Source organism: Nocardia wallacei, assembly GCF_029868745.1.
Taxonomy (GTDB): Bacteria; Actinomycetota; Actinomycetes; order Mycobacteriales; family Mycobacteriaceae; genus Nocardia; species Nocardia wallacei_B.
Genome location: NZ_JARWOP010000169.1, coordinates 1 through 25,504, shown reverse-complemented (window position 1 = coordinate 25,504; position 25,504 = coordinate 1). Strand labels below are relative to the sequence as shown.

24 protein-coding genes are annotated in these 25,504 nt (G+C 70.2%); 16 read left to right on the top strand and 8 right to left on the bottom strand.

Features of this window, described 5'->3' with window-relative positions:
- Positions 1 to 134 precede the first annotated feature (134 nt).
- Together QH470_RS14045 and QH470_RS14040 are read left to right on the top strand one after the other, a co-directional pair.
- Complete coding sequence (locus tag QH470_RS14045) at positions 135 to 785, top strand: DJ-1/PfpI family protein (RefSeq protein ID WP_280272783.1); 651 nt, start codon at positions 135 to 137, stop codon at positions 783 to 785.
- Positions 782 to 1,231 (top strand): MarR family winged helix-turn-helix transcriptional regulator, encoded by a 450-nt coding sequence (locus QH470_RS14040; RefSeq protein ID WP_280272782.1) that lies wholly within the window; start codon positions 782 to 784, stop codon positions 1,229 to 1,231. The genes QH470_RS14045 and QH470_RS14040 overlap by 4 nt, the downstream gene beginning before the upstream one ends.
- Before the next feature lie 4 nt (positions 1,232 to 1,235).
- On the opposite strand, the gene QH470_RS14035 is transcribed toward QH470_RS14040, so the two are convergent.
- Complete coding sequence (locus tag QH470_RS14035) at positions 1,236 to 2,003, bottom strand: HAD-IIA family hydrolase (RefSeq protein WP_425302663.1); 768 nt, start codon at positions 2,001 to 2,003, stop codon at positions 1,236 to 1,238.
- A gap of 273 nt (positions 2,004 to 2,276) precedes the next feature.
- On the opposite strand from QH470_RS14035, the gene fgd reads away from it, so the two are divergent.
- Positions 2,277 to 3,284, top strand: coding sequence for a glucose-6-phosphate dehydrogenase (coenzyme-F420) (gene fgd, locus QH470_RS14030; protein ID WP_280272780.1), 1,008 nt, complete (start codon positions 2,277 to 2,279; stop codon positions 3,282 to 3,284).
- A gap of 99 nt (positions 3,285 to 3,383) precedes the next feature.
- On the opposite strand, the gene QH470_RS14025 is transcribed toward fgd, so the two are convergent.
- Together QH470_RS14025 and QH470_RS14020 are read right to left on the bottom strand one after the other, a co-directional pair.
- Positions 3,384 to 3,893 carry a nitroreductase/quinone reductase family protein gene (locus QH470_RS14025; protein ID WP_280272779.1) on the bottom strand — a complete coding sequence of 170 codons (510 nt, stop codon included), beginning with the start codon at positions 3,891 to 3,893 and terminating at the stop codon, positions 3,384 to 3,386.
- Positions 3,894 to 3,975: 82 nt separating this feature from the next.
- Positions 3,976 to 4,779: an LLM class flavin-dependent oxidoreductase gene (locus QH470_RS14020; protein WP_280272778.1), complete on the bottom strand. Its 804-nt coding sequence runs from the start codon at positions 4,777 to 4,779 to the stop codon at positions 3,976 to 3,978.
- 138 nt (positions 4,780 to 4,917) lie between these two features.
- Between QH470_RS14020 and pta the strand changes: the two genes are divergently transcribed.
- On the top strand, positions 4,918 to 7,005 hold the full coding sequence (pta, locus tag QH470_RS14015; RefSeq protein ID WP_280272777.1) for a phosphate acetyltransferase: 2,088 nt from the start codon (positions 4,918 to 4,920) through the stop codon (positions 7,003 to 7,005).
- A 57-nt stretch (positions 7,006 to 7,062) separates the two neighbouring features.
- Complete coding sequence (locus QH470_RS14010) at positions 7,063 to 8,259, top strand: acetate kinase (protein WP_280272776.1); 1,197 nt, start codon at positions 7,063 to 7,065, stop codon at positions 8,257 to 8,259.
- A 21-nt stretch (positions 8,260 to 8,280) separates the two neighbouring features.
- On the opposite strand, the gene QH470_RS14005 is transcribed toward QH470_RS14010, so the two are convergent.
- The 3 genes from QH470_RS14005 to QH470_RS13995 form a co-directional block, all read right to left on the bottom strand.
- Complete coding sequence (locus QH470_RS14005; protein WP_425302662.1) at positions 8,281 to 10,329, bottom strand: serine/threonine-protein kinase; 2,049 nt, start codon at positions 10,327 to 10,329, stop codon at positions 8,281 to 8,283.
- A 450-nt stretch (positions 10,330 to 10,779) separates the two neighbouring features.
- Positions 10,780 to 11,748, bottom strand: a complete 969-nt coding sequence (locus QH470_RS14000) for a glutamate ABC transporter substrate-binding protein (protein ID WP_280272774.1) — start codon at positions 11,746 to 11,748, stop codon at positions 10,780 to 10,782.
- Positions 11,745 to 13,091 (bottom strand): hypothetical protein, encoded by a 1,347-nt coding sequence (locus tag QH470_RS13995; protein ID WP_280272773.1) that lies wholly within the window; start codon positions 13,089 to 13,091, stop codon positions 11,745 to 11,747. Before QH470_RS13995 ends, QH470_RS14000 begins: the two co-directional genes overlap by 4 nt.
- A gap of 134 nt (positions 13,092 to 13,225) precedes the next feature.
- On the opposite strand from QH470_RS13995, the gene QH470_RS13990 reads away from it, so the two are divergent.
- Positions 13,226 to 13,879: an NUDIX hydrolase gene (locus tag QH470_RS13990; RefSeq protein WP_280272772.1), complete on the top strand. Its 654-nt coding sequence runs from the start codon at positions 13,226 to 13,228 to the stop codon at positions 13,877 to 13,879.
- Positions 13,880 to 14,153: 274 nt separating this feature from the next.
- On the opposite strand, the gene thiE is transcribed toward QH470_RS13990, so the two are convergent.
- A complete protein-coding gene (thiE, locus tag QH470_RS13985; RefSeq protein ID WP_280272771.1) occupies positions 14,154 to 14,858 on the bottom strand; it encodes a thiamine phosphate synthase in 705 nt (234 codons plus the stop codon).
- 147 nt (positions 14,859 to 15,005) lie between these two features.
- On the opposite strand from thiE, the gene thiO reads away from it, so the two are divergent.
- From thiO to QH470_RS13955, 6 genes are all read left to right on the top strand, one after another.
- A complete protein-coding gene (gene thiO / locus QH470_RS13980) occupies positions 15,006 to 16,076 on the top strand; it encodes a glycine oxidase ThiO (protein ID WP_280272770.1) in 1,071 nt (356 codons plus the stop codon).
- Positions 16,073 to 16,288: a sulfur carrier protein ThiS gene (gene thiS, locus QH470_RS13975; protein WP_280272769.1), complete on the top strand. Its 216-nt coding sequence runs from the start codon at positions 16,073 to 16,075 to the stop codon at positions 16,286 to 16,288. Before thiO ends, thiS begins: the two co-directional genes overlap by 4 nt.
- Positions 16,281 to 17,054: a thiazole synthase gene (gene thiG / locus QH470_RS13970; protein ID WP_280272768.1), complete on the top strand. Its 774-nt coding sequence runs from the start codon at positions 16,281 to 16,283 to the stop codon at positions 17,052 to 17,054. The genes thiS and thiG overlap by 8 nt, the downstream gene beginning before the upstream one ends.
- Positions 17,055 to 17,280: 226 nt before the next feature.
- On the top strand, positions 17,281 to 18,216 hold the full coding sequence (locus tag QH470_RS13965) for an ABC transporter ATP-binding protein (protein ID WP_280272767.1): 936 nt from the start codon (positions 17,281 to 17,283) through the stop codon (positions 18,214 to 18,216).
- Positions 18,216 to 18,974: an ABC transporter permease gene (locus QH470_RS13960; RefSeq protein ID WP_280272766.1), complete on the top strand. Its 759-nt coding sequence runs from the start codon at positions 18,216 to 18,218 to the stop codon at positions 18,972 to 18,974. The genes QH470_RS13965 and QH470_RS13960 overlap by 1 nt, the downstream gene beginning before the upstream one ends.
- Positions 18,975 to 19,388: 414 nt before the next feature.
- Positions 19,389 to 20,153: an adenylate/guanylate cyclase domain-containing protein gene (locus tag QH470_RS13955; RefSeq protein ID WP_280272799.1), complete on the top strand. Its 765-nt coding sequence runs from the start codon at positions 19,389 to 19,391 to the stop codon at positions 20,151 to 20,153.
- A gap of 31 nt (positions 20,154 to 20,184) precedes the next feature.
- Here the strand turns inward: QH470_RS13955 and QH470_RS13950 are convergent, their stop codons facing one another.
- The gene (locus QH470_RS13950) at positions 20,185 to 20,343 is read right to left on the bottom strand and encodes a hypothetical protein (protein WP_280272801.1); all 159 of its coding nucleotides are present in this window, start codon (positions 20,341 to 20,343) and stop codon (positions 20,185 to 20,187) included.
- Between the two features lie 290 nt (positions 20,344 to 20,633).
- On the opposite strand from QH470_RS13950, the gene QH470_RS13945 reads away from it, so the two are divergent.
- The 4 genes from QH470_RS13945 to QH470_RS13930 form a co-directional block, all read left to right on the top strand.
- On the top strand, positions 20,634 to 22,337 hold the full coding sequence (locus tag QH470_RS13945) for an acyclic terpene utilization AtuA family protein (RefSeq protein WP_280272765.1): 1,704 nt from the start codon (positions 20,634 to 20,636) through the stop codon (positions 22,335 to 22,337).
- Positions 22,334 to 23,482: an acyl-CoA dehydrogenase family protein gene (locus QH470_RS13940; protein ID WP_280272764.1), complete on the top strand. Its 1,149-nt coding sequence runs from the start codon at positions 22,334 to 22,336 to the stop codon at positions 23,480 to 23,482. The genes QH470_RS13945 and QH470_RS13940 overlap by 4 nt, the downstream gene beginning before the upstream one ends.
- A 70-nt stretch (positions 23,483 to 23,552) precedes the next feature.
- The gene (locus QH470_RS13935; RefSeq protein WP_280272763.1) at positions 23,553 to 25,151 is read left to right on the top strand and encodes an acyl-CoA carboxylase subunit beta; all 1,599 of its coding nucleotides are present in this window, start codon (positions 23,553 to 23,555) and stop codon (positions 25,149 to 25,151) included.
- 8 nt (positions 25,152 to 25,159) lie between these two features.
- The coding region (locus tag QH470_RS13930; RefSeq protein WP_280272762.1) for a biotin carboxylase N-terminal domain-containing protein at positions 25,160 to 25,504 on the top strand (345 nt) is incomplete at its 3' end.

The window sequence follows — 25,504 nt, the reverse complement described above, 5'->3', positions numbered from 1 at the left end:
CGGTCGTGGGCCGCCCTGTGCTGACAGTAGTTCGGGTAGGCTAACACTTTAGTTCGACAAGTCGAACTATTGTGGATGGCCGTGTTGCGCGTGAGACATTGACAGCATGCTGTCGAATATGACAGCATGCTGTCATGCTGAAGACAGTGCACATGGCCGTTTACGACACGTTCGCCGATTGGGAGGTGGGGCACGCCACCGCGCACCTCAACCGGCCGCTGTGGCAGCGCGAGCCGGGGGCCTGGCAGGTGCGGACGGTCGGCGCGACGCTGGATCCGGTCGTGTCGGCGGGCGGGATGCGGGTCGTTCCGGATATCACGCTGGAGGAGCTGTCGCCGGCCGACAGTGCGATGCTGCTCCTGCCGGGCGCCGACACGTGGGTCACGGGCGATCTGGCCGCCTTCGGCCGCAAGGCGCGCGAATTCCTCGCAGCGGGCGTGCCCGTGGCGGGGATCTGCGGGGCCACCTTCGGTTTGGCGTCGGAAGGGCTGCTCGACGACCGCGCGCACACCAGTAACGACGCGAGTTTCCTTGCCATGAGCGAGTATTCGGGCGGCGCGCGCTATGTCGCTGAGCCTGCGGTGACGGCCGGAGATCTCATCACGGCCACCGGCACTCGGCCGGTCGACTTCGCGCGGGCGGTGCTGGCGCGGTTGGATGTCTACGAGCCGTACGTGCTCGACGCCTGGTACGCGCTCTACGGGGACAACGATCCGCAGGGCTTCTACACGCTGGCCGAGTACGAGCAGCACCGTGCGGTGCCCGAGACCGCCGCGCGCGGATGACCCGCACCGAACAGGACCTGTTCGCCACCGCGGCGGTCACCACGTTCAAACTGAACGGCCAATTCCTCGCCGTCGCAGAAGAATTGGCCCGGCCCGCAGGCATTACCGTGGCTTGGTGGCAGGTCCTGGGCGCCATCCTGCGCGAGCCGTTACCGGTCGCCGGAATCGCCCGGGAGATGGGTCTCGCCCGCCAGAGCGTGCAACGCATCGCAGATCTGTTGGTAGCCAAGGGTTTCGCCGAGTACCACCCCAATCCCGCCCACCGTCGCGCCAAACTGGTCGCCGTCACCGAGGCCGGTCACAATGCCGTCCGCCGCATCAACCCCCAGCATGCCGACATGGCGAAACGCCTTGCGGCGGAATTGGGTACCGAGCGGCTGGCACAGATAGCCGACGCCCTCACCGACCTGTCCGCCGCCCTGGACCGCCTCGAGCAGGGGGAGTGAGGGTTCAGGCCTCCGCTACGGAGAACGGGTCGGAGGTGCGGCCTACCAGGTCGGCGACGGAGTCCACGACCGCGGTGGGGCGGTAGGGGTAGTGCTCGACCGAGGCCCGGGTGGAGATGCCCGAGGTGACGAGGATGGTGCGCATACCGGCCTCCAAACCCGCGATCACGTCGGTGTCCATGCGGTCGCCGATCATGACCGAGGACTGGGAGTGGGCGCCGATGCGGCGGAGGGCCGAACGCATCATCAGCGGATTGGGTTTGCCGATGTAATACGGGTCGCGGCCGGTCGCGCGGGTGATCAGGGCGGCGACCGAACCGGTGGCGGGCAGCAGGCCCTCGCGAGACGGGCCGGTCGCGTCCGGGTTCGTCGCGATGAAGCGGGCGCCGCGCTCGACCAGCCGGATGGCGGTGGTGATCGCCTCGAAGGAGTAGGTGCGGGTCTCGCCGAGGACCACGTAGTCGGGGTCGCTGTCGGTCAGGACATAGCCGATCTCGTGCAGCGCCGTGGTGAGTCCCGACTCGCCGACCACATAGGCGGTGCCGCCGGGCCGCTGCTCGTCCAGGAAGGTCGCGGTGGCCAGGGCCGAGGTCCAGATCGCCTCGGCCGGAATGTCCAGGCCGGTGTGCCGCAGCCGCGCCTGCAGATCGCGCGGGGTGCGGATGGAGTTGTTGGTGAGCACCAGAAACGGGACCTCGGCCGCCTGCAACTCCGTCAGGAATTTGTCGGCGCCCGGCACCAGATGGTCCTCGTGCACCAGCACGCCGTCCATATCGGTCAGGTAGGACAGAATGGGCTCGTCGTCGGCAGTCACCACTCAATTCTGACAGCGCCTCGCCAACCCCGTTCCGCGCGGGCTCTCGGCGGAGGCAACTTATCCGCAACCCGCGTCGTCACGGTCGTTCGCACGTGTGCCGTGAGCGCTGACTAGTGTCGGAGAAGGCCGCGCGAGAAGCGCTGGGGAATGGCCGATGGCAGCCCGGCGCTGCACTCGGTCGACGGGGCCCCGCCCCACAGCACGCAAGCGACGAACAGGAGTGGCGCAGTGAGTGGACTCAAGCTCGGGTACAAGGCGTCGGCGGAACAGTTCGGCCCCCGGGAGCTGGTGGAGCTCGGGGTTCTGGTCGAGGAGCACGGACTCGACAGCGCCACGGTCAGCGACCATTTCCAGCCGTGGCGGCACGAGGGCGGGCACGCGCCGTTCTCGCTGGCGTGGATGACCGCGGTCGGCGAGCGCACCAAGCGGATCCAGCTCGGCACCTCGGTCCTGACCCCCACCTTCCGCTACAACCCGGCCGTGATCGCGCAGGCATTCGCGACCATGGGATGTCTGTACCCCGACCGCATCATGCTCGGCGTCGGGACCGGCGAGGCGCTCAACGAGATCGCCACCGGCTACCAGGGCGAGTGGCCGGAGTTCAAGGAGCGGTTCGGGCGGCTGCGGGAGTCCGTCGACCTGATGCGTGCCCTGTGGACCGGTGACCGGGTGAGCTTCGAGGGCCAGTACTACAACACGGTCGGCGCCTCCATCTACGACGTGCCCAAGGGCGGCATCCCGATCTATGTCGCCGCGGGCGGTCCGCTGGTGGCCAAGTACGCGGGCCGCGCCGGTGACGGTTTCATCTGCACCTCCGGCAAGGGCATGGACCTCTACACCGAGAAGCTGATGCCGGCGGTCACCGAAGGCGCGGCCAAGGCCGGTCGCACGGTGGACGACATCGACCGCATGATCGAAATCAAGATCTCCTACGACACCGATCCCGAACTCGCACTGGAGAACACGCGCTTCTGGGCCCCGCTGTCCCTGACCGCCGAGCAGAAGCACTCCATCACCGACCCGATCGAAATGGAAGCCGCCGCCGACGCCCTCCCCATCGAGCAGATCGCCAAGCGCTGGATCGTAGCCAGCGACCCCGACGAGGCCGTATCCCTCATCAAGCCCTACATAGACGCAGGCCTGAACCACCTCGTCTTCCACGCCCCCGGCCACGACCAACGCCGCTTCCTCGACCTCTTCCAGCGCGACCTCGCCCCCCGCCTGCGGGCGCTGTAGCCCGAGCATTCCAGGCCGCCGACCTCCGGGATCGCAAGAGGCCAGAACCCACCTTCCTGGTCGCCGAGTGCTTTTCTCGGCGACCAGGATCCGCTCACATCAAGCGCGAGTGAGGGCGAAGATTCGTAGGTTGCGGGTGGTGCGGGTGCGGTAGGTGGCGTAGGCGCGGGTGGTTTGGACGAAGCGGGTGAAGATTTCTTCTTTTCGGGCTGGGTCTTCGATCGGGTCGGCGTGGACCGGGATTCGTTCGCCTGCGATGGTGACGGTGGCGGTGGGGTCGGCGAGTAGGTTGGCGGTCCAGGCTGGGTGGTGGGGTTGGCCGAAGTTGCTGCCGATTACGTACAGGGTGTCGCCGTCGTGTACGTAGAGCAGGGGTGCGGTGCGGGGTTGTCCGGATTTTCGGCCGGTGGTGGTCAGCAGGATGATCGGGGCGCCGATGGGGCCCAGGACGGTGTAGCGGCCCGCGGTGCGTTCGAGGACCTTGCGGTCCAGGGGCGTGAGTTTGCGGACTATCAGGGAACCGAGTGTCGATGCCGCGAAAGGACCGGCCATGCGGCCCAGCGGACTCGTTCGCGATCCCCACTGTCTGTCCGGAAACTGTGCCGCCATGCGGGCATCCTACGGCGGAAGTACCGACTGCCGTGCCGGGATCGATGTGGGAAGGGCCGCCGTGTAGCGACCCGGCCCCGATTCACAAGGCGGACTTCAGTTTTGCCGCGAACTCGTACCCGGCCTTCCAGTCGCCTGAGCGAGGCGGAACGATGACGCGCCGTACACCCGCCGCGGCGTAGGCGGACAGCTGGTCGACGGCCTGTGCCAGATCGTCCGGCGGGGCGGCGACAATGGTGACCGCCGGGACCGGGCGGCCTTGCTCGGCGGACAGATCGGCCAATTCCGTTGTGAGGGTGGACAATTCGTCGATACTCGGGTTGAGTCCGATCCAGCCCTCGGCGTAGGTCGCGGCGCGGCGCAGGGCGGCGGTGCCGTTGCCCGCCACCAGAATCGGCGGGACGGTGGCGCCGGGGGACAGCGTTGCCTCGGTGCCGTCGGGCAGGGTGGCGGGGCGTCCGGCGATGAGGTCCGGGAGTATCGCAAGGGCCTCGTCGGTGCGCCGGCCGCGACCGGCGAAGGGCTGCCCGGCCGCCCGCCAGCCGATGTCGCCGTGCGCCGGGTTGCCGGTGCCGACGCCGAGCACGATCCGGTCGCCGGACAGGTATTGCAGCGTGGCCACCTGCTTCGCCACCCAGGCCGGCGGGCGCAGCGCCAGCAGCAGCACCCCGAACCCGACCTGGATTCGCTCGGTGACCGCGGCCGCCGTGGCCACCACCGCGGTGCTCTCCAGTATCGGCGCGCTGGCGATCAGATGATCGGTCGACCACACCGAGTCCAGTCCCACGTCTTCGGCGAGCCTGGCCGCGGCCCGGACGTCGCCGAGGATGGGACGGTCGGGATCCGGGGTCGACGTGGGCAGGATGGTGCCGATCTCTAGTGCCATGCGGCGTGCAACCATTCGGCGCCACATTCGATTCCGACGCCCGCGACGCCACGATGCGACGGCCGCCGGACTGTGATTTCCGGAAATTTGCTACTTCCCGGTCACCTCGGCGGCGACTCGGTTACTAGGCTCTCGATCATGGCCGATACCGCTCCGTCCACCGTGTACATCGCCTCGCTCGAGGGCGACACCGGCAAGTCGACGGTGGCGCTGGGCGCGCTCCAGCTGCTGTCCGCGACCACGCCGCGGGTCGGGGTGTTCCGGCCGATCATGCGCTCGGCGACGGAACCCGATTACATCCTGGAGTTGCTGCTCGAGCACTGCACCGCCGATATCGACTACGAGCAGGCCTGCGGCGTCACCTACGAGCAGGTGCACGCCGATCCGGACGCGGCGATCAGCGAGATCGTGATGCGGTTCCACGAGGTCGCCAAGGTCTGCGACGCGGTGGTGGTGGTCGGCAGCGACTACACCGACGTGGCCAGCCCCAGCGAGCTGCGCTACAACGGGCGGATCGCGGTCAATCTGGGCGCGCCGGTGCTGCTGGTGCTGCGCGGCTCCGGCCGCACTCCCGAGCAGATCGTCCAGGTCGCCGAGCTGTGCGAGGACGAGCTGGCGCAGGAGCACGCGCAGCTGACGGCGATCGTGGTCAACCGCTGCGACCCGGACCGGCTCGACGAGATCGCCGACGCGGTGGGGGCGGTCGGCCCGCCGGTGTGGACGCTGCCGGAGGTGCCGCTGCTGACCGCGCCCACCATGACCGAGCTGCGCGCGGCCATCGACGGCACGCTGTACTCCGGCGACCCGGAGCTGTTGCAGCGCGAGGCGCTGACGGTCATGGTCGGCGGCATGACGGCCGAGCACATCCTGGAGCGGTTGACCGACGGCGTCGCCGTGATCGTGCCCGGCGATCGCTCGGACGCGCTGCTGGCCTTGGTGAATGCCCATGAGGCGGAAGGCTTTCCGTCACTGTCGGGCATCATCATGAACGGCGACATGCTGCCCGACCCGGCGATTGCGCGGCTGATCCAGGGCCTGAAACCGAAGCTGCCGATCCTCACCACCGCACTGGGCACCTTCGATACCGCCAACGCCGCCGCCCGCACCCGCGGCCGGGTGTCGCTGTCGAGCATCCGCAAGGTCGACACGGCGCTGGCGCTGATGGAGCAGCGGGTGGACGGCCCCCGGCTGCTGGAACTGGTCGCCGTGCCGCGGGCGTCGGTCGTGGTGACTCCGCAGATGTTCGAGTATCAGCTGGTGGAGCGGGCCCGCACGGACCGGCGCCGGATCGTGCTCCCCGAGGGCGACGACGACCGCATCCTGCGTGCCGCCGGCCGGGTGCTACAGCGCAAGATCGCCGACCTGACGATTCTCGGCGACGAGGCCGCGGTGCGCGGGCGCGCGGCCGAACTCAACGTCGACATCGACGCCGCGCAGGTCCTCGATCCGCGGACCAGCGACCTGTGCGGTGAATTCGCCGAGGAGTACGCCGGGCTGCGCGCGCACAAGGGCATGACGGTGGAGCGCGCCCGCGAATTGATCACCGACATCTCCTATTTCGGCACCATGATGGTCTACAAGGGCATCGCCGACGGCATGGTGTCCGGCGCCGCGCACACCACCGCGCACACCATCCGGCCGTCGTTCGAGATCATCAAGACCGAGCCGGGCGTCTCCACCGTGTCCAGCGTGTTCCTGATGTGCCTGGCGGACCGGGTGCTGGCCTACGGCGACTGCGCCGTGGTGCCGGACCCGACGTCCGAGCAGCTGGCCGACATCGCGATCTCGTCCGCGCGCACCGCGGCCCAGTTCGGCATCGAGCCGCGGATCGCGATGCTGTCCTATTCGACGGGCGAGTCCGGCACTGGGGCCGATGTCGACAAGGTGCGCACCGCCACCAAACTGGTGCACGAGCGCGCGCCGCAACTATTGGTGGAGGGGCCGATTCAGTACGACGCCGCGATCGAGCCCACGGTGGCCGACGCCAAGTTGCCGAACTCGGAAGTCGCCGGGCGCGCAACGGTTTTCATCTTCCCCGATCTCAATACCGGCAACAACACCTACAAGGCGGTGCAGCGCAGCGCGGGCGCGGTGGCGATCGGCCCGGTGCTGCAGGGCCTGCGTAAACCGGTCAACGACCTGTCGCGCGGCGCCCTGGTCGCCGACATCGTCAACACCGTGGCGATCACCGCGATCCAGGCGCAGGCCCGGACCCGGCAGGAATGAGCGGCAGATTCCCGGCGTTGCCCGGAACGGAGTTCCGCGGCGGACAGGAGGCGTGCGATGCAGGTCCTGGTGCTCAACTCGGGTTCTTCGTCGATCAAATACCAACTGCTGGACCCGGATTCGGGTGCGGTGGCGGCATCCGGCCTGGTCTCGAGGATCGGCGAGCAGGTCGGCTCGGACGCGTCCACGGTCGAACACCACAGTGCCGGGCGCACGCTCGAGCACCACGGCGCGGTATCCGATCACGCGGCCGGGCTGCGGATCGTCTTCGACCTGTTCGCGCGGTCCGGTCAGGATCTGGCCGCCGCGGGTTTGACGGCGGTCGGGCATCGAGTGGTGCACGGTGGTGAGGTCTTCTACCGGCCCACGCTGATCGATGACGATGTGGTGCGCTCGATCGAGGAGCTGTCCTCGCTCGCGCCGCTGCACAATCCGGCGAACGTGACCGGAATCCGGTCGGCGCGTGCGCTGTTGCCTGACGTCCCGCAGGTCGCGGTGTTCGACACGGCCTTCTTCCACGGCCTGCCGGATGCCGCCAAGACCTACGCCATAGATGCGAAAGTAGCTGCCGCGCAGGGGATCCGCCGTTACGGGTTTCACGGCACGTCCCACGAGTACGTATCGGGACAGGCGGCGCGTCTGCTGGGCCGGGACCCGGAAGAGGTGAACCAGATCGTGTTCCATCTCGGCAACGGCGCCTCGGCGTCGGCGATCCGGGGTGGCCACGCGGTGGACACCAGCATGGGTCTCACCCCGTTGGAGGGGCTGGTGATGGGCACCCGCTCCGGCGATATCGACCCGGGAATCATCCCGCACCTGGCGCGGACCGCCGGACTGGACATCGACGCCATCGACGACCTGCTCAACCGGAACTCGGGCATCAAGGGCCTGTCGGGCGTGAACGACTTCCGGGAGCTGTTCCGGCTCATCGACACCGGAGACCGGGCCGCGCAACTCGCCTACGACGTCTACGTGCACCGGCTGCGCCGCTACCTGGGCGCCTATCTGGTGGAACTGGGCCGGGTCGACGCGATCACGTTCACCGCCGGGGTCGGGGAGAACAATGTCCGGGTGCGCGCCGACGCGCTGGCCGGGCTGGAACGCTTCGGCATTTCGGTCGATCCGGAGCGCAACGCGGCGAAAGACGCTGGGGCGCGGTATATATCGACGGATAACGCAGCGGTCGCGGTGCTGGTGGTGCCCACGAACGAGGAGTTGGCGATCGCGCGAGCGGCAGTGCGTTTGGTGAAGTAGCGGACGCGTTGGGTGGTCGTCTCAGAACCAGGTCTTGGCTCGGATTGCGTTGGCCAGGTCGACCAGGGCGTAGCGGTGGGTGCGGCCGGGCGCGGACCGGGCCAGTCCGCGCAGTCCCGTTTCGGCGCCGTGCCGCAGTCCGCGCTCGGTGAACGGCTCGCCGAACAGCGTCGCGCCGGGCGCGGGGGTGTGCCCGGCGTGCAGCCATGCCAGCGCCGAGCCGAGCACCAGCAACCTCATCTGGCCGGCGCGGTGTTCGCCCGCCGGCAGCGCCTGCACCCGGGCCGCGGCGACGTGCACCGTCGCCTCGTCGAGTTCGTCCACCGGCACCTCGGTGAGCAGCATCAGCACCGCGGTCATCCGGGCTTCCGTGTAGTGCCGCGAGGCCGCGGGCACCTCGTCCAGCGCCCGGACCGCCTCGGCGACGCGGCCACTCGCCGCCAGCTCCCGGGCCAGCCCGAACGCCGCGCTCACCACGCCGCGATCGGTGCGCCAGACGGTGGCGTAGAACTTCTCGGCATAGCTGCGCCACTGGGCGGGATCGGGCGAATCCCAGTGCTGCAGAACGAGTTCCGCGGTGGCGGCCAATGCCAGCTTGGGAGCGATCTCGCCCGGCAGGGCGCGCAGCACCGCGTCGAAGCGTTCGAACGCGTTCTCGTAGTCCAGGTCGAGCAGACCGGCCAGGCCGAGATACCAGTCGGTGCGCCAATCGCCGGCGTCGTTGTGCCGCAGCAGCTTCCGGGCGGCCGCCGGGCGGGCCAGATCGAGCTGGATGCGGGCCTCGGTGAAGGTGGCCTCGATCTCGAAGTTCTCCGGCGCTCCGCCCGGTTCGGCGGCGGCGCGCTCGCGGGCGGTGCGCACCGCGTCGAGCGCGTGCCGCGGTTCCGGGTGCACGGTCCCGGCCAGCAGGGCGGCCGCGGGATCGGCCGGATCGATCAGCGGGACCGGCAGCGCGGCAGCGACGTCGCGGGCGGACAGCTTCTTGCTGCGCTCGATGCCGTCGGCGTAGGAATCGGTCTGGGCGATCAGTTCGGCGGTGCCGAAACTCGTGCGCGGCGGGCTGAACGCCGTCGACAATTGCGGATGCTCGATCCCGGTCTCGGCGGCCAGGATCTCCCGCAGCACGCCCGCGAGCTGCGTGGTCGTCACCCGAGCGGAGGGGAAGCGGCGCGACGGCGCGGGGTCGGTGGCCCGCAGCAGCAGCCGGTGGTAGAACTCGTGGCGCGCCAGCAGCGGTTCGTCGGCCGGGTCCGGGAGGCCGTCGAGGTAGCGGCCCTGCTCGGTCGGGAGGTTCAGGGTCAGCGCGGCCAGCGTGCGGCCGACCGTGTAGACGTCCGAGGCCGCGGTCGGGCCCGTCCGCGCGATCTCCGGCGCCTGGAAACCCCTGGTGCCGTAGAGATTTCCGTACGCCTCGAAGACCGAGACGGCGCCGAGGTCGATCAGCTTCACCTGGTCCTCGGTGACCATGATGTTGTCGGGCTTGAGATCGTTGTAGGCCAGTTCCAGTGAGTGCAGGTACTCCAGCGCGGGCAGGATCTCGAGCACGTAGGCGATGGCCTCGGTGACGGGCATGCGCCGCGGGCGCCGATACCCGTCCAGCAGGTCCCGCAGCGAGCGGCCGCCGACGTACTCCATCACGATGTAGCCGACGGGAACGCCCTCGGGACTGGGGTGTTCGACGAAGTTGTAGATCTTGACGATGCTCGGGTGAGCCAGTTCGGCCAGGTACCGGCGTTCGGCGACGGCCACCGCCTGCGCCTCCGCGTCGCCGCCGTGCAGCAGGCCCTTCAGCACCACCCAGCGGTCGCTCACATTGCGGTCCACGGCCAGGAAGATCCAGCCCAGCCCGCCGTGCGCGAGGCAGCCCTGGATCTCGTACTGACCGGCGACCGTCTCACCCGGCCGCAGGTTGGGCCGGAAATCGTAAGGCGCACCGCAGGTTTCGCACGTCCCGGCGGTGGTCGAGGGCCGCGTCGCGGTGGCCCGCCCCACCGGTTTACCGCAGCGCCAGCAGAAGCGGCGTCCCTCCGACACCACCGGATCGGTCAACACCACATCCCGTGGATCCACCGGCGGCACCGGGGATATCTGCACGAGTCCCGCCCCGAGCCGCCGCACCGACGGCCGAGTGCGAGCCGTCCGGCCACTACGACCCGACGTACCCCGCGCGGACTCGACCTCCGACCCGGTCGACCGCAACGCCGCCGTGCCCGGCTGCCCGACCGCATCCCCGGAAGTCGCAGCGGCACGCGAAGTGTCCGCCGGAACGGCCCGCGTCTCCGGCGGTTCGGCGTGTTGGGTGCCCGGCTGCACAGTCGCCGCGTCGCCCGAAGTCGCAGCGGCACGCGATGTTTCAGCGGGGACGGCCCGCGTCTCCGGCGGTTCGGCGTGTTGGGTGCCCGGCTGCCCGGTCGCCGCGTCGTCCGAAGTCGCAGCGGCACGCGATGTTTCGGCGGGGACGGCCTCGGTCTGCGGGGGTTCGGGTGTGCTGGAGGGGGTTTGGTCGGGATCGGGCATGGGTCAGTCCTGGTATTTCGGCGGCGGTGGGCCCGGGGAGGGGCCGAGCACCGTCAACCACTTCTGATAGAAGCGGTTCCAGGTGCCGTCGGCGCGCAGGCGGTCCAGGGTGCGGTTGACGAAGCGCACCATGTCGTCGTTGCCCTTCGGGATGCCGACGCCGTACGGCTCGTCGCTGAGGTTCTCGCCGACCATCTCCGTGTACGACTGGTCTTGCGACACCAGACCGGCCAGCAGCGCGTCGTCGGTGCTGATCGCGTCGACCTGGCGCTGCTGCAGCACCACCAGGCAGTCGGCCCAGGCGGGCACGGTCATGATCGAGGCGGCGGGCTGCTTGCGGCGGATCAGGTCCAGCGACGTCGTGCCGCTCACCACGCACACGCGCTTGCCCGCCAGATCGGCCAGCCCGTTGATACCGGAGTTCTTCACCGCCAGCACCCGCTGATGCGACATCAGGTACGTGCTGGAGAAGGTCACCCGCTCGCGCCGCGCACAGGTGATCGTCATCGTCTTGACCACCACGTCGACGGTGTGTTCCTGCAGGGCCCGTTCGCGATCCGCGGAGCCCAGGATGCGGTACTCGATCCGCTCCGGGTCACCGAACAGGTCGCGGGCGATCTCCTTGGCGATATCGACGTCGAATCCGGCCAGCGTGCCCGTGATCGGATCGCGGAAGCTGAACAGGTTGCTGCCGGGATCGAGCCCGACCAGCAGCCGCCCGCGCGCGCGGATGGCGTCCACGGTCGGACCGCCGGCCGCGCCGTCGGGTCGAAGGCTGGCGGTCGCGTCGCAGTTCTGGTCGGTTTCCGGCGGCAACGGCGATTGTGTCTGTGCCGGACCGGCTTTCGCGGGCAGCGGCGGCTCGGAATAGCTGACGGTGTGGTCGGGCGGCGGCGCGGCCGAATCGGTATCGCAACCGCCGGCCGCCAGCGCCACCGCGGCCAGCAGCAGGACGAGTGCGCGCGCCCTCATCGGTACTCCCGCAGCCGCGGCCACAGACCCGCCACCACGAAGCACGCGGCGAGCACCGACAGCAACAGCGCACCCGGCGACAGCAGATCCAGTGCGCGGGCGGCGTCGGAAACCTCGCCGCGCAACCGGTTCCGGGCATCCGAGATGCCCTCGCCGACCGCGTTGTCCAGCGCCTCCACGGCGGCGGCGGCGCCGTCGGCCCCGGGACCGATCGCGACGACGCTCGCACCGGGGAAGTCGCCGCGGCCCAGCGCGTCGTTCATGCGCTGATGCGCCTCGCGCCAGCGGTCCAGCGCTCCGCGCGCGGTGCCGACATCGCCGGAACCCGGTGCGTCCTGGGGGTATCGGGTGAGCAGCGTGGTCAGTTTGGCGATGGCGTCGTCGTAGATGTGGTCGTAGTCGCCGCTGGCGTCGCGGCGCACCAGCTTCAGTGTCTCGGCGGCGCGGGCCTGCTGGGTGAGGATGCGGCTCTCGGTCAGCTCCGAGGTCGGCACCGCGCCGTCGTCCCGGCCGTGCAGGGTGGCCACCGCCGACACCGATCCGGCGATCACGGTCCAGGACAACAGGATCACCAGGGTGCCCGAGGCCAGCAGCAGTCCCGGATTCAACAGCCGCTGCCAGCGGCGGGCGAGATACACCTGCGCGGCGATCAAGGCCGCCAGGCTCAGGATCGGCAGCACGATCGCGGCCCAGGGCGGTTGCACGTGGCGGCGCTGGGTCTCGGTGATGGCGTCGGACCGGTGTTCCTGGAGTTCGCGAGCCATCTGCAGCATGGTGGTCTGCATCAGATTGGACGCCTCGCTGAGGTAGGCCGCGCCCACCGGATGCCCCTCGCGATTGTTGGCGCGGGCGGTCTCGATCAGTCCGGTGTAGACCGGCAGCTCGGTGGCGATGCCGGTGCGCAGGCGGCCGTCCGGGTCGCTGTCGCCGGAAGCGCCCGTGCCGGCGTTGGATTGGGCCACCAGTTCCGCCGAGGCCTGGCCGACGGCCTGGCTGTAGCGGTCGCGAACCGGTTCGGGTTCCAGGCCGCCGGAGATGAACGCGGTGCCGGCGGCCGCGTCGGCCACCGACAGCGAGGCGTACAGGCGCTGAGCGGAATACGCGTCGGGTTCGGATTCGTCCAGCAGATGATCCAGGGCGTGCTGGCGGCTGCTGACCGCGGACGCCGTGACCACCCCCGCCAGCAGGCACATGATCAACAGCAGTAACCCGACGGCGATCAATTTGGCGGGCGAAGAATGCAGGAACGACCGCAGATCGGTGGCGTCGAGGCGGCGGCGTACGGCGGCGGCCGCGGCGCGGGGGGACAGTTCGTCCAGCCGCGGTTGCGTGCTGCGCGTCATACCCACCTCCGATCGCGGTCCGGCCCATGCTGTGTCGGACTGAGCTTATTGTGGTCGTACCGGCGCCGTCGCGGGTGTGTCGCCCCGCCGCGGCAGCCGAGCGGCCGTGCCGGCGAGAGTGGGACGAGGCGAATATGCGTGGTGACGGAGACGGCTTTGTGCATTCCCCGGACGGGACGCGGCAATGGGGATTGTTCGGGGCTGCGGGGTTGTTGCTGCGGGCGCCGCAGGTAGGCGGGGGCGCGATGGTGCTGTTGCAGCACCGGGCGCCGTGGAGTCATCAAGGCGGCACCTGGGCGCTGCCCGGCGGTGCGCGCGACAGCCACGAGAGCAATGTGCGCGCCGCGGTGCGGGAGGCGCACGAGGAGGCCGGGATCGCGCCGGCGGCCGTGCGGGTGCGCGGCGAGCGGGTGACGGCGACCGCACCGAGCGGCTGGACCTACACCACCGTCGTCGCCGATGTGCCCGAGCCGTTGGCCACCACCGCGAACCGGGAGAGCGCCGAATTGGCCTGGGTCCCCGAGGAAGAGGTGGACGCGCGTCCGCTGCATCCCGGCTTCGCGGCGGCCTGGCCGTCGCTGCGCGCCCTGCCCGCCCGCGTCAGCCTGGACGATGTGGCCGATCCCGCGGCGGTGGCGGCGGTGTTGCCGCGCACCGTGGACCTGGCCGAGCACGGATTCGTCTGGCTGCACTCGAACGGCGGGGGCGGACGCCCGGCCCGGATCGGATCCTCCGCGGATATGGCGGGAAATGTGTTGTTCCTCACGTTGGATCAGGTGCTGTCCTGAGATATGACAGCACGCGTCCCGCCCCCGCGCTGCCCGAATCTCCAACCGTGCCGCGGCCCATGCGATCCCGACCGCCGCATTCCCCGTAGCCCGGCGCATTGCGCCCTACGGTAATGCGGCCGATAGCTACCGGGCTCCGCGCGGGGGACCGGCGCAGGCTGTTCGCCCCGTCCCGGAATGCACAGTTTGCCCAGCACCCGTGCGGTGCGCTCGGATGAACGACGCGTCGATGACGGCGTATTGACGCGCGACTGGTAGGCGCGACGGTCGCTTGTCAGGCCTCGGCGTTCTCGAGCAGGCGCTCTTTGAGGGTGCGGGCGGCGGACTCGGGGTCGTCGGCAGCGGTGATGGCTCGGACCACGACGATGCGGGTGGCGCCCGCGTCGAGTATTTCGGGTAGGCGGCGGTTGTCGATGCCGCCGATGGCGAACCAGGGGCGGGTGGGGTGTGCGTCGGCGGTCGAGCGGATCAGGTCCAGTCCGGCGGCGGGACGGCCGGGTTTGGTGGGGGTGGTCCAGACAGGGCCGGTGCAGAAGTAGTCGATGTGTTCTTCGATGGCGGCCAGTCCCGCCTGTTCGCGGTCGTGTGTGGAACGACCGATGACCACATCCGGTCCGACGATCTTGCGCGCGTACCAGGGCGGCAGGTCGTCCTGGCCCAGGTGCAGCACGTCGGCCCCGGCGGCGTGCGCGATGTCGGCGCGGTCGTTCACCGCGAGCAGCGCGCCGTGGCGGCGGGTCGCGGCCCGCAGTTCGGCCAGCGCGCCCAGTTCCGCGCGCGCCTCCAGCGGGCCGGACGCGGCCGCACCGGCCGAGCCCTTGTCGCGCAGCTGGATGATGTCGACTCCGCCCGCCAGCGCCGCCTCGGCGAACGCGGCCAGGTCGCCCTTGTCGCGGCGGGCGTCGGTGCACAGATAGAGCCGTGCCGAGGCCAGGCGTTCGCGCGGGGCCGCGGGTCGGTTCGGATGGGACGGTTGCACGTCACCGACCGTAGTCGCGGTACCTTGGGTAGTCGAAACATCTGGACATCCCCGCAGCGAAGGCGGCCGCGCGGGGAGGCCGTTCGGCGCGGGGTGTGCCCGCGGCCGGCGGATCCCGGTCATCCGGGACCGAGTGAGGTGGAAGGTATGCGAACTCTGGCCGTCGTGGGTGGGGGTGTGATCGGGCTGTCGGTGGCATGGCGCGCCGCCGCGGCGGGGTGGTCGGTCACGGTCTTCGATCCGGCCGCCGGAACGGGCGCCTCGTGGGTGGCCGGCGGCATGCTGGCCCCGCTGTCGGAGGGCTGGCCGGGGGAGGACGAACCGCTGGAATTCGGCGCGGCCACGCTGGCCCGCTGGCCCGATTTCGCCGCCCGGCTCGAGGCGGCGGCCGGTATCAGGGTCGTCGTCGCCGACGAGACGCTGACCGTGGCCCTGGATGCTGCCGACGCCGCCGACCTGCGCACCATCGCCGATTTCGTGACCGCGCGCGGCCACGAGATGCGGCTGCTCGACCGGCAGGGCGTGCGGGCCGCCGAACCCGATCTGGCCCGGACCGTCCGCGCGGGCCTGCTCGCGCCCACCGAACCGGCTGTGGACAACCGGCTGCTGCTGAATGCCCTGCGCCGCTGTTGTGAACAGGTCGGTGTGCACATTGTCGCCGAGTCCGTTGCGGCGCTGGAGGACTGCGAGCACGACCAGGTCGTGCTGGCCGCCGGAGCCGCCACCGCGCGGCTGTGGCCGGGCCTGCCGGTGCATCCCGTGAAGGGCGAGATTCTGCGCCTGCGACACCGTCCGGGCGCGCCACCGCCCCCGCGCCGGGTGATCCGCGCCCGGGTGCACGGCCGCCCGCTGTATCTGGTGCCGCGCGCGGACGGAATCGTCGTCGGCGCAACACAATACGAGGCCGGTTTCGACACCGCGGTGACCGTCGCGGGCGTGCGCGACCTGATCGCCGACGCCGAGGCGGTCCTGCCCGCCCTCGGCGAATACGAATTGCAGGAGGCCGCCGCGGGTTCGCGTCCGGGCACTCCCGACAACCTGCCACTGCTCGGCCGCCTGTCCGACCGCGTGATAGTCGCCGCCGGACACGGCCGCAACGGCATCCTGGGCGTGCCGCTGACCGCGGACGCGGTCGTGGCGCTGCTCGGCGGCGAGGTGCTGCCGGAGGCGAAAGTCGCCGACCCGCACCGGTTTTCAGTTCGAGGAGGTAATAGATGACCACGACCATCCCGATCGGCGTGACCGTGAACGGAGAGGATCACGAGTTCGCCGAGCAACTCACCGTCCGCGAGCTGCTGGAGCGACTGGACCTGCCGTGCCGGGGCATCGCGCTCGCCGTCGACGGCGCGGTGTTCCCGAAGTCCCGCTGGGACGAACCGGTCGGGCGCGGCTGGGCGATCGAGGTGCTCACGGCGGTGCAGGGTGGCTGACGCCGCGCACGAACTGCCCCCGCTGCGCATCGCGGACCGGGTCTTCGGCTCCCGCCTGATCATGGGCACCGGTGGCGCGGAGAACCTGGCGGTGCTGGAGGAGGCGCTGCTGGCCTCCGGGACCGAGCTGACCACGGTCGCCATGCGCCGCGTCGACGCGGCCGGTGGCACGGGCGTGCTGGACCTGTTGAAACGCCTGGACATCGCCCCCCTGCCGAATACCGCGGGCTGCCGCACCGCCGCCGAGGCGGTCCTGACCGCGCGCCTGGCCCGCGAAGCCCTGGACACCGACTGGGTGAAGCTCGAGGTCGTCGCCGACGAACGCACCCTGCTGCCCGATGCCATCGAATTGGTAAGCGCCGCAGAACAATTGGTCGACGACGGCTTCGTCGTCCTGCCCTACACCAACGACGATCCGATCCTGGCCCGCCGCCTCGCCGACGCCGGGTGCGCCGCCGTCATGCCGCTGGGCGCGCCGATCGGCACCGGTCTGGGCATCGGCAATCCGCACAATATCGAGATGATCGTCGCCGAGGCGGACGTACCGGTCATCCTCGACGCCGGGATCGGCACCGCCAGCGACGCCGCCCTCGCCATGGAACTGGGCTGCGCGGCGGTACTGCTGGCGACCGCGGTCACCCGGGCCCGCCGCCCGGCGCTGATGGCGACCGCGATGGCCGACGCGGTGCGCGCCGGATACCTGGCCCGGCAGGCGGGCCGCATCCCCAAGCGCTTCTGGGCCCAGGCCTCATCACCGGAGCTGTGACAGGCACGCCCGGAGTCCGCGCCCGGAAGGCGGGGCGGAGACCGGGCTTGGTGGCGGGCCGGAGGCCGGGGGAGTGGACCGGATCCGCTAACCGGGAGCCGGGGACCGTCGACGCGCCTCAGGGATGCCTCGGGCGAAGGTAGGGGACGCGGTCATCCTGAAGGACTATGTGACTCGCGACCTGTGAGCGATGGTTAACGGGCGGATTCTCGGCAAGACTGTGGGCATGATCGAAGTGACTGGCCTGACCAAACGGTTCGGCACCACCGTCGCTGTCGACGATCTGTCGTTCTCGGTGAAACCCGGGCAGGTCACCGGATTTCTCGGGCCCAACGGCGCCGGCAAGTCGACGACGATGCGAATGATCCTGGGCCTGGACCGGCCTACCGCGGGCACCGCGCTGGTGCAGGGCAAGCCGTACCGCGAGCTGGACGACCCGCTGCGCACCGTCGGCGCGCTGCTGGATGCCAAGTGGGTGCACCCCAATCGCTCGGCGCGGTCGCATCTGCGCTGGATGGCGGCCTCCAGCGGCATCCCCGAGTCCCGGGTGGAGGAGGTGCTGCGGTTGGTCGGCCTCACCGAGGTGGCCAACAAGAACGCCGGCGGCTTCTCCCTGGGCATGTCACAGCGGCTGGGCCTGGCGGGCGCGCTGCTCGGCGATCCGCCGGTGCTGCTGTTCGACGAGCCGGTCAACGGACTGGACCCGGAGGGCATCCTGTGGATCCGCCGGTTCATGCAGCGGCTGGCCGCCGAGGGCCGCACCGTGCTGGTCTCCAGTCACCTGCTGTCGGAGATGGCGCAGACGGCCGACCATCTCGTCGTCATCGGCCGCGGCAAGCTGATCGCCGACACCAGCACCAAGGATTTCATCGAGCACGCCTCGGAAGCGACTGTGCGCGTGCGGAGTCCGCAGCTGGACCAGCTGCGCAGTCTGCTCACCTCCAACGGCCTCACGGTGCGCGAGGACGACGACTCCGCGGCGCTGCTGGTGGTCGGGGAGACCAGCGACGCGGTCGGCAAGCTGGCCGGCGCGAACGGCATCACGCTCTACGAGCTGGCACCGCAGCGGGCCTCGCTCGAGGACGCGTTCATGCGCCTGACCGGCGGCGCGGTGCAGTACCACGGTGAAGGCATCGAACAGGTGATGGGAGGTGCGCTCTGATGGGCGTGTTGACAGCGGAACGCATCAAACTGACCTCCACCCGGTCGCCGTGGTGGTGCTCGGCCTCGGTCGTCGTGATCGGGCTGGGTCTGGCCGCTGTGTTCGGCCTGGTGGCCAAGGCCTCCTACAACAAGGAGGGCAGCCTCGAACTCACTGTCTCGCAGGCGGTTTCGGGTCTCACCGGGCTGGGCGTGATGATCCTGATGATCATGTCGGCCCTGACCGTGACCAGCGAATACCGGTTCGGGATCATTCGGACCACCTTCCAGGCCACCCCCAACCGGATGCGGGTGATCGCCGCCAAGGCCGGTCTGGTCGCCGTCTTCGGTGCGGTGCTCACCGCGGTGCTGGCGCTGCTGGCGTTCGGTATCGCCAAGGTCATCAGTGGTTCGGACGCCGGTGCGCACCTGACGCTGACGTCCGCGGAGGATTGGCGCGGCCTGATCGGCGTCCCGGTCTACGCCTTCCTGGGCGCGATCCTGGCCGTGGCGATCGGGGTCCTGGTGCGCCAGTCCGCCGCGGCGATCGCGCTGATCGTGCTGTGGCCGATGCTGGTGGAGCCGCTGGCGGGGGCGTTCGGGAGCTTCGGCCGCAATGTGCAGCCGTTCCTGCCCTTCGCCAACATGCAGCGCTTCCTCGGCTCGGAGGGGACCGGCAACTGGCACTGGGGCGCGTGGGGTGGGCTGGTCTACTTCACCGTCTTCGTCGCCGTCGTGCTCGCCGCCGCGCTGTACGTGGTGGACCGCCGCGACGCCTGAGACCTGCCCAGCCCCCGGGAGCAATCCCTCGCCACCCGGGGACGGGAGGGCGGTCCTGTCGGGGGACCGCTACGCCCGAGTCACGCCGGGCCACTGCCCGGCCCGCGTGACAACCACACCGGCCCGATGCGAACACCTCGCATCGGGCCGGTGTCTTCGTGTCTGAGCTAGGCTCGGACCGTGACCGAAACACCCTCCGGCAGTGGCGAGAACGGTTCTCGCGCCGACGGTTCGCGACGTCGACCGGAGAAGGGCGGGTCGCGCGGGGGCGAGGGCAGCAGGCGGGCCGAACCGGCGCCGGATATCGTGATCCCGCTCACGCCGACGGACGCCGAGGATCCCCCCGATGCCGATTCCCGGAATGCCCGCCCGCGCCCGAGCGGCCGGTTGCGCACCGGTCAGTTCTCGTCGTTGATGGCCGCGGCCAATCAGCGTCGCGATGTCATCGGAGCGATCCGGCGCGCCCGCGAGAACCTGCCCGGAGACCCGGCTTTCGGTGACCCCCTGTCGGTTTCGGGTCCGGGCGGCCCGCGGGCGGTGGCCCGCGCCGCCGACAAACTGGTCGGCGATACCCCCAGCGCCGCCAAGGAGATCGGACTGGGCGCCCTGCAGGTCTGGCAGGCGATGCTGGAGCGGGTCGGTCGCGGCAAGGGCGGCGAGCAGATGACGGTGATGTTCACCGACCTGGTGGCCTTCTCCCGCTGGTCGCTGTCGGCGGGCGACGAGGCCACGCTGGAGCTGCTGCGCCGCGTTGCCAAGGCCATCGAGCCGCCGATCGTGGATCGCGGCGGCCGGGTGGTCAAGCGGATGGGCGACGGCGTGATGGCGGTGTTCGGTTCGCCGGACCGGGCCGTGCAGGCGGCGGTCGCCGCGAAGGAGAATCTGGCCCGCGTCGAGGTATCGGGCTACCGCCCCCAGATGCGCATCGGCCTGCACACGGGAAGCCCGCGCGAGATCGGCGGCGACTGGCTCGGCGTCGACGTGACCATAGCGGCCCGCGTCATGGAGGCGGGCGGCAACGGCAACACCATGCTGTCGGCCGCCACCCTGCAAGCCCTGGAGCCGGAAACCCTCCCCGCCCTCGGCTACGCTCCCAAGCCCTACCGCCGCAGCTTCTTCGCCGCTCCCCTCAGCGGCGTCCCCGAGGACCTACGCATCTACCGCCTCTACGAGGACTAGTTCCACATCCCGGCATGCCTTCGGCCGGCGGTCAGCCCACCATCCACGTGATCGCCCCCGCGACCGCCAGCACCCCGCACACGCCGAGCGCGATCGCCAGCCACCGAGTGTTCTTCCAACTGCTGTAGGCCCCACCCAGCAGGAAGCCCGCAAGAGCGAACAGCAGCACCACGATCACGGAGTTGGACACGCAAACCATCTTGCCGTGCGCCGAACCACCAGCCCCCCGCACCCTAAGAAAACCCCTCGACCTGCAAAGACAGCAACGAGCCCCAAATTAACAAGCACGCAAGCTTGATTTTTTCCCACCATGATGCAACCCTCTCAATAACGCAACCACCCCCGGTTTGTGGCCCGGCTCGCGTTTCGAGGTCCGCCGCGCATGCGACGAAGTCGCGAGCGGCGGACCTCGAAACGCGAGCCCCCCAGGGGCCACAAACCCCGCGACGCCGAAGGCGGCGCCAAAATTACGGAGGCGCGATGAGCAGTCCGGACGTCATCCGGATCGGGAACTGTTCCGGGTTCTACGGCGACCGGCTGAGCGCGATGCGGGAGATGCTCGAGGGCGGGCAGCTCGACGTACTCACCGGGGACTATCTCGCCGAGCTGACCATGCTGATCCTGGGCCGCGACCGGATGAAGGACGCCAACCTCGGCTACGCCAAAACCTTTGTGCGACAAGTGGAGGACTGCCTCGGCCTGGCCTTGGAGCGCGGCGTGCGCATCGTCGCCAATGCCGGTGGCCTGAACCCGGCGGGCCTGGCGCAGCGGCTGCGCGAGGTGGCCGACAAGCTGGGCGTGGCGGCGCGGGTGGCGCATGTGGAGGGCGACGATCTGCTGCCGCGGGCGGCGGAGCTGGGCCTGGGTGCGCCGCTGGCCGCCAACGCCTATCTGGGGGCATGGGGCATCGCGGAGTGCCTGCGGGCCGGTGCGGATGTGGTGGTGACCGGCCGGGTCACCGACGCGGCGCTGGTGGTCGGCCCGGCGGCGGCCCACTTCGGCTGGGCCCGTGACGATTTCGACGCGCTGGCCGGGGCGACGGTGGCGGGGCACGTGATCGAGTGCGGCACGCAGGCGACGGGCGGGAACTTCGCGTTCTTCACCGAGATCGCCGACCTGGACCGGCCCGGTTTCCCGATCGCGGAGGTGCGCCGCGACGGCAGCAGCGTCATCACCAAGCACGAGAACACCGGCGGCGCGGTCACTGTCGACACCGTCGAGGCGCAGTTGATGTACGAGATCCAGGGCGCGCGGTACGCGGGCCCGGACGTGACGACGCGGCTGGACAGCATCGCGCTCGCGCAGGAGGGGCCGGACCGGGTGCTCGTGAGCGGTGTCCGGGGCGAGGCGCCGCCGCCGAGCCTGAAGGTGTCGCTGAACACCCTCGGCGGCTTCCGCAACGAGATGACCTTCGTGCTCACCGGCCTGGACATCGAGGCGAAAGCCGAACTGGCACAACGGCAGCTGGAGAAGTGGCTGCCGGTGCGCCCGGCCGAGCTGGAGTGGACGCTGTCGCGGACGGACCGGCCCGATGCCGACACCGAGGAGCAGGCCAGCGCGCTGCTGCGCTGCGTGGTCCGCGACCCGAACCCGGACACGGTGGGCCGCAAGTTCTCCGGTGTGGTCGTGGAATTGGCGCTGGCCAGCTATCCGGGCTGCACCATGACCTCGCCGCCCGGAAACGGCGGCCCCTACGGGGTTTTCACGCCGGGATACGTCGACGCGGCCGAGGTGCCGCACATCGCGGTGCTCCCGGACGGCGAGCGGGTCGAGATCGCCGCGCCCGCAACCACTCTCGCACTCACCGAGGTGCCGGAACCCGCGTTGCCGGAGCCGTGGCCGGACGGCGCGACCCGGCGCGTTCCGCTGGGCACCCTGGCGCTGGCGCGCAGCGGCGACAAGGGCGGCAACGCCAATATCGGCGTGTGGGTGCGCACCGACGCGCAGTGGCGCTGGCTGGCGCACACGCTGACCGTGGACGCCCTGCGGACACTGCTGCCGGAGACCGCGCACCTGCCGGTCACCCGGCACGTACTGCCCGAACTGCGGGCGCTGAACTTCGTCGTCGAGGGCATCCTCGGCGCGGGCGTGGCCTACCAGGCCCGCTTCGACCCGCAGGCCAAGGGACTCGGCGAATGGCTGCGGTCCCGGCACATCGATATCCCCGTGGAGCTGCTGACATGAATGTGTGGGAGAACCCGGAGCGCCGCGAATTGCGTTCCACCGTCAGAGGTTTCGTGGAACGCGAGATCCTGCCGCACCTCGACGAATGGGAGCGGGCCGGCGAGATCCCGCGCGAGCTGCACAAGCGGGCCGGTGCGCTGGGCCTGCTGGGCATCCAGTTCCCCGAGGCGGTCGGCGGCGCGGGCGGTGACGGCATCGACGCGGCCGTCGTCTGCGAGGAGATGCACCAGGCGGGCGCGTCCGGCGGACTGTTCGCTTCGCTGTTCACCTGCGGTATCGCGGTGCCGCACATCATCGCCTCGGGTAACGCCGAGCACATCGAGCGCTGGGCGCGGCCGACGCTGGCGGGCGAGAAGATCGGCTCGCTGGCCATCACGGAGCCGGGCGGGGGATCGGATGTGGGACATCTGACGACCAGCGCGGTGCGCGACGGCGACCATTTCGTCGTCAACGGCGCCAAGACCTACATCACCTCGGGGACCCGCGCCGACTTCGTGGTGACCGCGGTGCGGACCGGCGGTTCCGGCGCCGCGGGTGTGTCGCTGCTGGTGGTCGAGAAGGGCACGCCGGGTTTCACGGTGAGCCGCAAGCTGGAGAAGATGGGCTGGCTGGCCTCGGACACCGCGGAGCTGTCGTATGTCGACGCGCGGGTGCCGGTGGAGAATCTGGTCGGCCCGGAGAACAGCGGATTCGCCCAGATCGCAGCGGCTTTCGTGAGCGAGCGGGTGGGGCTGGCCGTGCAGGCGTACGCGCAGGCGCAACGCTGCCTGGACCTGACGCTGCGGTGGTGCCGCGACCGCGAGACCTTCGGCCGCCCGTTGATCGCCCGCCAGGCCGTGCAGAACACGCTGGCCGAGATGGCGCGGCGGATCGACGTCGCGCGGGTGTACACCCGCCGGGTGGCCGAGCGCGCCGCCGAGGGCGAGACCGATCTGATCGCCGAGGTGTGCTTCGCCAAGAACACCGCCGTGGAGGCCGCGGAATGGGTGGCCAACCAGTCGGTGCAGCTGTTCGGCGGTCTCGGCTACATGCGCGAATCCGAGGTGGAGCGGCAGTACCGTGATATCCGCATCCTGGGCATCGGCGGCGGCACCACCGAAATTCTGACCGCGCTGGCGGCGAAGCGATTGGGGTTCACGGCATGAACGGTCAGGCGCGGAGGCGGCAGCGAAGCGTCACCACGCAGCGGCCCGGTCATGCCAGAAAGGACACAGCATGAGTATTCTGCGTACCGCCGTCGATGCCGGGTCGGCGGACTATCAGGCCGCGGCCGAGGCGATGCGGGCCAAGCTCACCGAGATCGAGGGCGAGTTCGCGAAGGCCATCGCGGGCGGCGGGCCGGACAAGCTGGCGCGACATCGCAAGCGCGGCAAGCTGACCGCGCGCGAGCGCATCGAACTGCTCGTGGACGAGGACTCGCCGTTTCTCGAGCTGTGCCCGCTCGCGGCGTGGGGCAGCGACTTCCACGTCGGCGCGAGCGTGATCGCGGGCATCGGCATCGTCGAGGGCGTCGAATGCATGATCGTGGCCCCGGATCCCACGGTGCGCGGCGGCACCTCGAACCCGTGGACGCTGCGCAAGAACCTGCGGATGAACGACATCGTCATGCAGAACCGGCTGCCGGTGATCGGCCTGGTCGAGTCCGGCGGCGCCGACCTGCCCACTCAGAAGGAGGTCTTCGTCCCGGGCGGGCGCATGTTCCGCGATCTCACCCAGGCCTCCGCGGCCGGAATCCCCACCATCGCACTGGTTTTCGGCAATTCGACCGCCGGCGGCGCCTACATCCCGGGCATGTCCGACTACACGGTGATGATCAAGGAGCGCTCCAAGGTCTTCCTCGGCGGGCCGCCGCTGGTCAAGATGGCCACCGGCGAGGAGTCCGACGACGAGTCGCTCGGCGGCGCCGAGATGCACGCGCGCGTCTCCGGCCTGGCCGACTATCTGGCCGTGGACGAGCAGGACGCCATCCGGCTCGGCCGGTCCATCGTGCGGCGGCTGAACTGGCGCAAGCGGGGTCCGGCGCCGCGGGCGGAGGTCATCGAGCCGCTGTACGACCCGGAGGAACTGCTCGGCATCGTGCCCGCCGACCTGAAGGTCCCCTTCGATCCGCGCGAGGTGATCGCCCGGGTGGTCGACGGATCGGATTTCGACGAGTTCAAGCCGCTGTACGGCTCCAGCCTGGTCACGGGATGGGCCGAGCTGCACGGCTATCCGGTCGGCATCCTCGCCAACGCGCGCGGCGTGCTGTTCTCGGAGGAGTCGCAGAAGGCCACGCAGTTCATCCAGCTGGCCAACCAGTCGAACACCCCACTGTTGTTCCTGCACAACACGACCGGGTACATGGTCGGCAAGGAGTACGAGCAGAAGGGCATCATCAAGCACGGCGCGATGATGATCAACGCCGTCTCCAATTCCAAGGTGCCGCACATCTCGGTGCTGATGGGCGCCTCCTACGGCGCGGGGCACTACGGCATGTGCGGGCGCGCCTACGATCCCCGCTTCGTCTTCGCCTGGCCCAGTGCGAAATCCGCGGTGATGGGCGGCGCGCAGCTGGCCGGTGTGATCTCGATCGTCAGCCGCGCGTCCGCCGAGGCCAAGGGGCAGCCGTTCGACGAGCAGGCCGACGCCGGGATGCGCGCGATGATCGAGGCGCAGATCGAGGCGGAGTCGCTGCCGATGTTCATGTCCGGCCGCCTCTACGACGACGGCGTCATCGACCCCCGCGATACCCGCACGGTGTTGGGAATGGCGTTGTCCGCCATCCACAATGCCCCGATCAAGGGCGCCGAGGGCTTCGGCGTCTTCCGAATGTGAGGGCCGGCATGCTCAGCACAGTCCTGGTCGCCAACCGTGGGGAGATCGCGCGGCGGGTATTCGCCACGTGCCGCCGGATGGGCCTCGGCACCGTCGCGGTGTATTCGGACGCCGACGCGGACGCGCCCCACGTGGGGGAGGCCGACGCCGCGATTCGGTTGCCCGGCAATACTCCCGGCGAGACGTATCTGCGGGGCGACCTGATCGTCGAGGCGGCGCTGGCCGCGGGCGCCGACGCGATCCACCCCGGCTACGGATTCCTTTCCGAGAACGCCGATTTCGCGCGCGCCGTGCTCGCGGCCGGACTGACCTGGATCGGTCCGCCGGTCGCCGCCATCGAGCAGATGGGCTCG

Coding starts and splice junctions, on each gene's coding strand:
- QH470_RS13995 (WP_280272773.1), bottom strand. CDS start 13,091: ATGACGCGCAGCACGCAACCGCGGCTGGACGAACTGTCCCCCCGCGCC.
- QH470_RS14035 (WP_425302663.1), bottom strand. CDS start 2,003: ATGGACGGCGTGCTGGTGCACGAGGACCATCTGGTGCCGGGCGCCGAC.
- QH470_RS13990 (WP_280272772.1), top strand. CDS start 13,226: ATGCGTGGTGACGGAGACGGCTTTGTGCATTCCCCGGACGGGACGCGG.
- QH470_RS14040 (WP_280272782.1), top strand. CDS start 782: ATGACCCGCACCGAACAGGACCTGTTCGCCACCGCGGCGGTCACCACG.
- thiS (WP_280272769.1), top strand. CDS start 16,073: ATGACCACGACCATCCCGATCGGCGTGACCGTGAACGGAGAGGATCAC.
- pta (WP_280272777.1), top strand. CDS start 4,918: ATGGCCGATACCGCTCCGTCCACCGTGTACATCGCCTCGCTCGAGGGC.
- thiO (WP_280272770.1), top strand. CDS start 15,006: ATGCGAACTCTGGCCGTCGTGGGTGGGGGTGTGATCGGGCTGTCGGTG.
- QH470_RS14045 (WP_280272783.1), top strand. CDS start 135: ATGCTGAAGACAGTGCACATGGCCGTTTACGACACGTTCGCCGATTGG.
- QH470_RS13955 (WP_280272799.1), top strand. CDS start 19,389: ATGGCCGCGGCCAATCAGCGTCGCGATGTCATCGGAGCGATCCGGCGC.
- QH470_RS13965 (WP_280272767.1), top strand. CDS start 17,281: ATGATCGAAGTGACTGGCCTGACCAAACGGTTCGGCACCACCGTCGCT.
- QH470_RS13940 (WP_280272764.1), top strand. CDS start 22,334: ATGAATGTGTGGGAGAACCCGGAGCGCCGCGAATTGCGTTCCACCGTC.
- QH470_RS14000 (WP_280272774.1), bottom strand. CDS start 11,748: ATGAGGGCGCGCGCACTCGTCCTGCTGCTGGCCGCGGTGGCGCTGGCG.
- QH470_RS13960 (WP_280272766.1), top strand. CDS start 18,216: ATGGGCGTGTTGACAGCGGAACGCATCAAACTGACCTCCACCCGGTCG.
- QH470_RS14010 (WP_280272776.1), top strand. CDS start 7,063: ATGCAGGTCCTGGTGCTCAACTCGGGTTCTTCGTCGATCAAATACCAA.
- QH470_RS14020 (WP_280272778.1), bottom strand. CDS start 4,779: ATGGCACTAGAGATCGGCACCATCCTGCCCACGTCGACCCCGGATCCC.
- QH470_RS13945 (WP_280272765.1), top strand. CDS start 20,634: ATGAGCAGTCCGGACGTCATCCGGATCGGGAACTGTTCCGGGTTCTAC.
- QH470_RS13935 (WP_280272763.1), top strand. CDS start 23,553: ATGAGTATTCTGCGTACCGCCGTCGATGCCGGGTCGGCGGACTATCAG.
- QH470_RS14025 (WP_280272779.1), bottom strand. CDS start 3,893: ATGGCGGCACAGTTTCCGGACAGACAGTGGGGATCGCGAACGAGTCCG.